Origin of the sequence: Sphingobium indicum BiD32 (genome assembly GCF_000382885.1) — a bacterium.
In the GTDB taxonomy this organism is placed as follows: Bacteria; Pseudomonadota; Alphaproteobacteria; order Sphingomonadales; family Sphingomonadaceae; genus Sphingobium; species Sphingobium japonicum_C.
The window spans coordinates 21491-27528 of sequence record NZ_CAVK010000053.1; the positions used below are offsets into that span (position 1 = coordinate 21491).

The window sequence follows — 6038 nt, forward strand, 5'->3', positions numbered from 1 at the left end:
CCCATGGCGCTTATCCACAGGCTGGAAGCTTGAGGCGGCGCATCGCCACGTCGAGCGGATCGAGGGGGATCGGCGCGAAGGCGAGCCGCTCCTTGCCAAAGCCGTGATCAATCGAGAGGCGGTAGCCTGGAAGCGATTGGCGCTGCACGATAGCGCGCAATTCGAACGCGAAGCGCTTGCGCGGCGAGAGCACGCCCGACTTCAGATGGAGATGCTCGAAATCGAAACTCCAGCCCGCAGCCTGCCGACCGCCGTGCTTGCGCACGATGCGGTAGAGCCAGCGCTCAAGGCCGCCGGTCAGCGCAAAATAGGCGCGGTCGATGGTCAGGACAAGCGCCCGATCAAGCACGCCGGCGTAGAACCAGTCGGGCAGAATCAACTCGATCCCGAGCGGGCGTCCCTGGCCATCGAGCCGCTCCTGCCACTCGTTGATCCAGGAGAAGCGATGGCGGCGGCGTTGATGCTGCTGGCGGATCGAGGTGGCGACAGTGGTCGATTGCAGGCGGTCGAGCGCGGCCTTCAGGCGATCATAATTGTCGCGGCCCGTGCCGCGGCCGATGAAGGTCAGGATCGCATGCGGTGTCGCGGACATGAGCCGCGACGTGGCCCGCCCGGCATCGCGCGCCTCGATCAGCTGGCTCGCCGCCCAGATCAGGATATCGGCGTCCCAGATGGTCGCCATGCCATGATCGGGCACGGCTTCGACCGAGATCCACGTCTCGCCCATGCGGAAGTCGATCGGCGTGGCGCGGCGGGATTTGGACAGGCTGAAGAACGGCCAGGACATGAGATCCTGCGCATCACGCGGCGCGATCTCGCCTGGACTCGACCGGAACAGGTCGAGCTGGGCGCGTTCGCCGGGATCGGGACGGACACGAAGCGACATGGCCGTTCAGACCTGCTTGAACCGGCGCTGCGCGGGCAGGACAGTGCCGGTCCCCGGATCGGAGGTCGATTTGCGGGTGCCGCGCGCTGCCCAGGCATCGAGATCGTCGATCGCATAGACGATCCGGCCGCCGAGGCGACGATAGACCGGCCCGGTGCCATAGCAGCGATGCTTTTCGAGCGTGCGCGGCGACAGGCCGAGGTGCGTCGCGGCGTCGGGGGTTTTCAGATAGCGCGGGCGCACGATCGCGGCCGGATCGGCTTCGGCAAGATAGCGTGGGCGAGCGGCGGGTTGCTGCGGCTCCATGGGCGTCCTCCTGACAAGGGCCGGCAGCAGCAGCGCTGACCGGCGATGAGGAGGGCAGGATTGGCGAGCACGATGGCGTCAAAGAAGGGACAGGCAGAAAAAGAAAAAATGTCCCTATGGGCCGCCCAGCAAGTTGCGATATTGTCCGTCAACAAGTCGCATGGCTTCGGCAAGCCAGCGACGCAGACGCTTGCGTTCGGCGCTATCGACCCAGGCGGCCGCCGACATGGCCCTGATGTCGGGATCGACGAGATGTGCGGCGAGTTCCCGCAATGGAATGCCTGCGCGCGTCCCGTCGAGGAGCCGCAGGAGGATGTGTAGATGCGATCGTCTTGTCAGCGTATCCCACAGGGCTTCGGGGGACGGCTCACGCGTTTCTCCGCCGAGCCGCGTGAGCAGCCATTGGGCGGCCCGAGCGCGGGTGCGTTGATGGGGTTCAAGTGGCAACATTATGCTCCCCCAGCGCTGTGCGTCCGGTTCGATGCGCAGATGGGTGATCGTCTCGCGCTGCCCCAGGACGGCATGGGTGCCATCGTCGCCCTGCTCGATGACCGACAGGGCCGGCATGCTGGCCAGTTCGATCAGGCGGGCTCCCTCAAAATGCGTCGGCGCGGGACCGATCAGCACCGTGAAGCGGTTCACGTCAGCGCGCCAGATCACCCTTTCCGGCGGAGCGGGTCGGTCAGGATCGACCAGGAAATCGCAGCCCCCACCGCTGGGCGGTGAAAGCTTCCTCCTTTCGATCAGGGTTTTTCCGACGGGCGATTTGATCGAAATCATGGTTGTAAGCAGGATTACGCCGCAGGAACTCGAAGGCGGCGATGCCGATATCGGCATTGTCGGGAAGACGCGCGGGTTCACTCGCGCGCCAGACGTCGGCTGGCGACATGGTCCTCTCCCTTATCTTTTTGGGAAGACAGGCTATCGCGGCCAGCGCCACGCGAATAATGCGCCGTGCGGCGTCATCGGCGCACCGGGACGGTCTTTGTCAGTCCTTGCCGGGCGAGTCGCGCCGCTGCAATTCGCGCTCGGCGAGTTGCCGGTAGCCCACTTCGGCCATCCAGCGGGCACGGTCGAGATGCGACTCATAGACCTGTCGCGCCCGGCCAGGGTCGCGTGCCGCGTCGATCCCGAACAGACTGGCGACAGCCTGCCGCCAGGGGTTTTCCGGCGCCTTCTCGGCATCGAGCAGATGGATATAGGTTGCAAGATGCGCCAGATCGTAAGCGGTGAGCAGGTCACCACCAGGTGGAACATCCTCGAAGGGTTCGATCGTCATGCGCAAGCATCCTTTCCTCACCTCAAGCCTGACGCCGGTCACCGCATCGGACACGGCGAGGCGCAGGCCAGTTTGTCGCCCTCACAAACCATCCATTTTGGATCGGTCCTGTTTAGCGCCGTGCGAGCGGCTGGACGACTCTTTGTCCGACAGATGGTTTGCGCGGGTTTAGAACGGGTTATGTCCGCGATGCCTCCGGATGGGCAGCCGGCGACGGTAGCGTGGCGAACGTCTGCCATGACCATGCCGAGTCGAACGGCCGCCGGGAAGCGAGCCCGGTAAGGACCGGGCAGTCTGAAATCGCGCAGCGCAGTCCGGCTATCTCCCGTCATCGACAAAAACATTCGCCTCGCTCCCGACTGCCATTACATACTATAGTTCATAAACTTATAGTATGTAATTTCCGATCCATAGGTGCATGGACATGCGCATATTGGTCGGCCGGAACTTCGCCCGCCTGCGTCGGGAGAAAGGCCTGACGCAGGAGGAGGTGGAGGCACGCTCGGGATTCAGTCAACAATATCTGAGCAGCCTCGAGCGCGGACGGCGCAACCCGACCGTCATCACCCTCTACGAACTGTCGCGCGCGCTGGGCGTCAGTCATATGGATCTCGTTCGACCCGACGATTGACCCTTGGCGCGATCCTGCCAGCCTTCGTGCCGCAGGCAGCGGCGTCACCCGGTTCGCACCGGGTGACGCCCTGTCCGGCTCAGTCCCGCGCGCGGCGGGTGGGCCGGTTCCAGACCAGATCAAAGGTGCCATCCTCGGCGTGAAAGAGCTGCGCGAAGATCGGGGCGACGAAGCTGGGATCGTCGAGCTTGACCGAGAGATAGGGACGATCATCACTGGTCCGCTTTTCCCAGGCAGCGCCGATCTCGGCGTCTCCCACATAGATGCGGTGGCTGGGCGCGTTGCCGCTGGCCTCGCTGTCCGGGACGAAGCGAACCGCCTTGGCCTGAAGCCCGAGCGTGACGATATCGCCCTTGAGTTCGCCCGAAACCTTCTTGAAGCTGCCGATCTTTGCCATTGCCTGTCTTCCTTTTGCTTCGAGCCCGCGACCATCGCGGCCTCGATGCGCAAGGGGAGCCGACAGGCGACGGGCGCCGCAGCCTTCGGCCCGCAGCAAAGCGGAGGACGGCCGACCGCCCGTTTTCTTGGGTTCGCGAGGAACGGCGGCACGCCGGGGGAAGAAAATGGGCAGGCGGCCGTTGCGGCAAGCCCGTCGAGCGGTACGCGATTCTGTCGGCATGACGCGCATCGAACCGAGGCCGCTTTGGTGCGGGCGGGCAAAAACGGGGAACAGGCTGGCGATTCCGGCATCAGGAGGTTGGGCGGCCATGGGTATAGAACGAGCCCGGCGCATCGGGTGTGCCTTCCTTCGCAATGGACAGGGCTGCCTGTCGCGGCGCTATCGCAGATATGTGGGGGACGTCAGGCCTGCCGCCGGGCATCCAGCCGATGACCGTCCCATCGCACCTGGCGGCGATCCACTTCGCGTTGTCTCACGCCGCGCTTATTCGGCGGCGGGAAGCGATGGCGCCATCGGCTGCTGAACCTGCCCGGCAGGCTCGAAGCCGGTCAGCCGGGTCCAGGTCGTGCCCGCGATCAGGGTGGCGCCCAGACCGCTCAGGATGGTAAGCGTCGCACCGGGATCGATCGCAAGGCCGAAAACACCATGGACGGCCTGATAGCCGGCAATGCCCGCTGGCAGGACGAAGAGAAGCACGAGAGCGAGGCGCAGCAGCGGCGAGCCCGACAGCACGAAGAGCAACTGTCCGGCGAACAGCGTCGCGAAACCGGCCACAAAGCCGCCCAGGATCGATGGCGCATAACCGAAGCCGGCTCCGTGCATCCAGAAGGCAAGGCCGATGCCGGCGTAGAGCGGCAGCGCATAGACGGCGAGGCTGAAGAGCAACCAGAGCATATAGAGACCGGCAAACAGGCCGAGAACGAGAAAGATGGTCATGAGAGGCGTCCTTTGCATGACGAATGATCGTCGGACGCGCCCGCCACCACCTCCACAGCGCTTGTCTTGCCAAAGCAATATAGCGCCGGAAAGAGCGAAGCGAAACAGATATTGCGCCGCTTCGCAAAGGCGGGATCGTCTTTCCGATCAGGAGGGAAAGGGATCATATTCGTGCACCAGTTCGGCCGGATTGCCGTCGAACTCGTCCCAGGGCATCACCGCGTAGCCGTTGCCGGTCCGCACGATGACCATGATCGTCATCAGCGTCTTGGCGAGGTTCCAGGCGAGCGACTGGGCGGTCTTGAGCGGCATGGACTGAACTCCTGTCGTGGGAGCGGAAGACCATCCTCCGCTCGACAGGTGCCCCGCAGGCCGGGGCCAGGCCGCAATCACCGCGCCGGGGCTCGCCCCAAGCGGCCGCACGCTTGCGTAGCGGACCCTTTACGGGTTGATTGAAGGAGGCCGGGCTTCGGCCACAGGGATCAGCGCCGACATACGAGCGAGGTTGGGCTTCTGCTTCGACAGGTTCCGTGCCGCGCCGCCCGGTTGCTCGCTGATGGCACGCAGAATCTGATGGTCAGCGCTTGCGCTATCCGCGTACAGATTCAGGATGATTGCATGATCAATTCAGGGAGACGATGGGCTTGCCGAAATCATTATCTTGCGAGCTTGAAGCCAGGCTCGCTGAATTCGATGACCTGATCGCGACGCCCAAAGCAAATGAGAATGCCGTCCAGGCGTTCTTCGAGGCGAACACGCGGTTCATGCCGACGCCGGACATCCTCAACCATCGCGTTCACATGAACAGCGTGATCGCCAAGTTTCCTATAGGCGAAAGGTCAACCGACTACGCCTATCTCACCAAGTCGAGCATCGAGTGGCGACTGGTGCTGGTGGAACTGGAAGACAGCAGCAAGCCCATCTTCAAGAAATCCAGCAAGAACGAAGCTTTCAGTACCGAATTCAACGATGCGGTCGCACAGATCGACGTGTGGCGCGACTATGTCAGCCAGCACCCGGATCGACTGCGTGACAAGCTGCGGCCGCTGATGGTGCCTGCGCCGATGGCGCAGCACCGGCTATCGGTCCGCTATGTGCTGGTGATCGGTCGCTCGGCAGAATTCGAGCATCATGATGCACGCAAAATGCGTCTCGCCAGCTATGGCGCTGAACGCGATCTCACGGTCATGACCTATGACACGATCCGCCGTGAGGTTGCGGCGGGATATAACAAGCCCAAGGCGGTCTTGCGCGCGAACAGCCGCGGCTACCGTCTGCAATCGGCAGAAGCGGTGCCGACCATCATGTTCGCGCACATGAAGCCCGCTGAACTCGAGCTATCGGACGTCGCAGAGGCCGCCCTGCGCGCCGAAGGCTATGACATCGATGCCTGGAAGCGGAACGAGCCTCTGGTCTTCAACGATAAATGGACCCGCGATTCCGAACCCGCACTCTACGAGTCCATGCATCCTGCCGTTCAGAAATTCATCGCGCGGCAGAAAAAATCAGGACCGGGCGGCGGTTCAGACTGACCGCCGTCCAGCGTCGCTGCAGGCTTTCGGCCCCGCCTGGAGGCGGGGCCGCCGCAGGCCTGTGGGGG

The 6038-nt window shown here is 63.7% G+C and carries 10 protein-coding genes; 2 read left to right on the top strand and 8 right to left on the bottom strand.

The features are described 5' to 3' along the window. Window positions 1-10: 10 nt before the first annotated feature. From EBBID32_RS05095 to EBBID32_RS05115, 5 genes are all read right to left on the bottom strand, one after another. Window positions 11-886 (bottom strand): replication initiator protein A, encoded by an 876-nt coding sequence (locus EBBID32_RS05095; RefSeq protein WP_006951947.1) that lies wholly within the window; start codon window positions 884-886, stop codon window positions 11-13. Window positions 887-892: 6 nt separating this feature from the next. Next, a complete protein-coding gene (locus EBBID32_RS05100) occupies window positions 893-1192 on the bottom strand; it encodes a helix-turn-helix transcriptional regulator (RefSeq protein WP_006951951.1) in 300 nt (99 codons plus the stop codon). A 114-nt stretch (window positions 1193-1306) separates the two neighbouring features. Continuing rightward, window positions 1307-1834, bottom strand: a complete 528-nt coding sequence (locus EBBID32_RS23175) for a DUF2285 domain-containing protein (protein WP_051093272.1) — start codon at window positions 1832-1834, stop codon at window positions 1307-1309. Window positions 1835-1874: 40 nt separating this feature from the next. Then, window positions 1875-2081: a transcriptional regulator domain-containing protein gene (locus tag EBBID32_RS24445; protein WP_037488898.1), complete on the bottom strand. Its 207-nt coding sequence runs from the start codon at window positions 2079-2081 to the stop codon at window positions 1875-1877. 99 nt (window positions 2082-2180) lie between these two features. Continuing rightward, window positions 2181-2471, bottom strand: coding sequence for a hypothetical protein (locus EBBID32_RS05115; protein WP_006951955.1), 291 nt, complete (start codon window positions 2469-2471; stop codon window positions 2181-2183). Between the two features lie 418 nt (window positions 2472-2889). On the opposite strand from EBBID32_RS05115, the gene EBBID32_RS05120 reads away from it, so the two are divergent. Then, window positions 2890-3102 (top strand): helix-turn-helix domain-containing protein, encoded by a 213-nt coding sequence (locus EBBID32_RS05120; RefSeq protein WP_006951956.1) that lies wholly within the window; start codon window positions 2890-2892, stop codon window positions 3100-3102. 79 nt (window positions 3103-3181) lie between these two features. Here the strand turns inward: EBBID32_RS05120 and EBBID32_RS05125 are convergent, their stop codons facing one another. From EBBID32_RS05125 to EBBID32_RS24450, 3 genes are all read right to left on the bottom strand, one after another. Then, window positions 3182-3499: a DUF736 domain-containing protein gene (locus EBBID32_RS05125; protein WP_006951958.1), complete on the bottom strand. Its 318-nt coding sequence runs from the start codon at window positions 3497-3499 to the stop codon at window positions 3182-3184. Window positions 3500-3985: 486 nt separating this feature from the next. Further along, a complete protein-coding gene (locus tag EBBID32_RS05130; protein ID WP_006951960.1) occupies window positions 3986-4438 on the bottom strand; it encodes a hypothetical protein in 453 nt (150 codons plus the stop codon). 147 nt (window positions 4439-4585) lie between these two features. Continuing rightward, on the bottom strand, window positions 4586-4750 hold the full coding sequence (locus EBBID32_RS24450) for a hypothetical protein (RefSeq protein WP_006951963.1): 165 nt from the start codon (window positions 4748-4750) through the stop codon (window positions 4586-4588). A 332-nt stretch (window positions 4751-5082) separates the two neighbouring features. Between EBBID32_RS24450 and EBBID32_RS05135 the strand changes: the two genes are divergently transcribed. After that, window positions 5083-5970, top strand: a complete 888-nt coding sequence (locus EBBID32_RS05135; protein WP_165418814.1) for a Shedu immune nuclease family protein — start codon at window positions 5083-5085, stop codon at window positions 5968-5970. Window positions 5971-6038 lie beyond the last annotated feature (68 nt).

What these genes read in the sequence shown, in the direction of transcription:
- EBBID32_RS05130 (WP_006951960.1), bottom strand. Translation starts at nt 4,438, where the DNA reads ATGACCATCTTTCTCGTTCTCGGCCTGTTTGCCGGTCTCTATATGCTC.
- EBBID32_RS05100 (WP_006951951.1), bottom strand. Translation starts at nt 1,192, where the DNA reads ATGGAGCCGCAGCAACCCGCCGCTCGCCCACGCTATCTTGCCGAAGCC.
- EBBID32_RS05115 (WP_006951955.1), bottom strand. Translation starts at nt 2,471, where the DNA reads ATGACGATCGAACCCTTCGAGGATGTTCCACCTGGTGGTGACCTGCTC.
- EBBID32_RS05095 (WP_006951947.1), bottom strand. Translation starts at nt 886, where the DNA reads ATGTCGCTTCGTGTCCGTCCCGATCCCGGCGAACGCGCCCAGCTCGAC.
- EBBID32_RS05125 (WP_006951958.1), bottom strand. Translation starts at nt 3,499, where the DNA reads ATGGCAAAGATCGGCAGCTTCAAGAAGGTTTCGGGCGAACTCAAGGGC.
- EBBID32_RS05120 (WP_006951956.1), top strand. Translation starts at nt 2,890, where the DNA reads ATGGACATGCGCATATTGGTCGGCCGGAACTTCGCCCGCCTGCGTCGG.
- EBBID32_RS24445 (WP_037488898.1), bottom strand. Translation starts at nt 2,081, where the DNA reads ATGTCGCCAGCCGACGTCTGGCGCGCGAGTGAACCCGCGCGTCTTCCC.
- EBBID32_RS24450 (WP_006951963.1), bottom strand. Translation starts at nt 4,750, where the DNA reads ATGCCGCTCAAGACCGCCCAGTCGCTCGCCTGGAACCTCGCCAAGACG.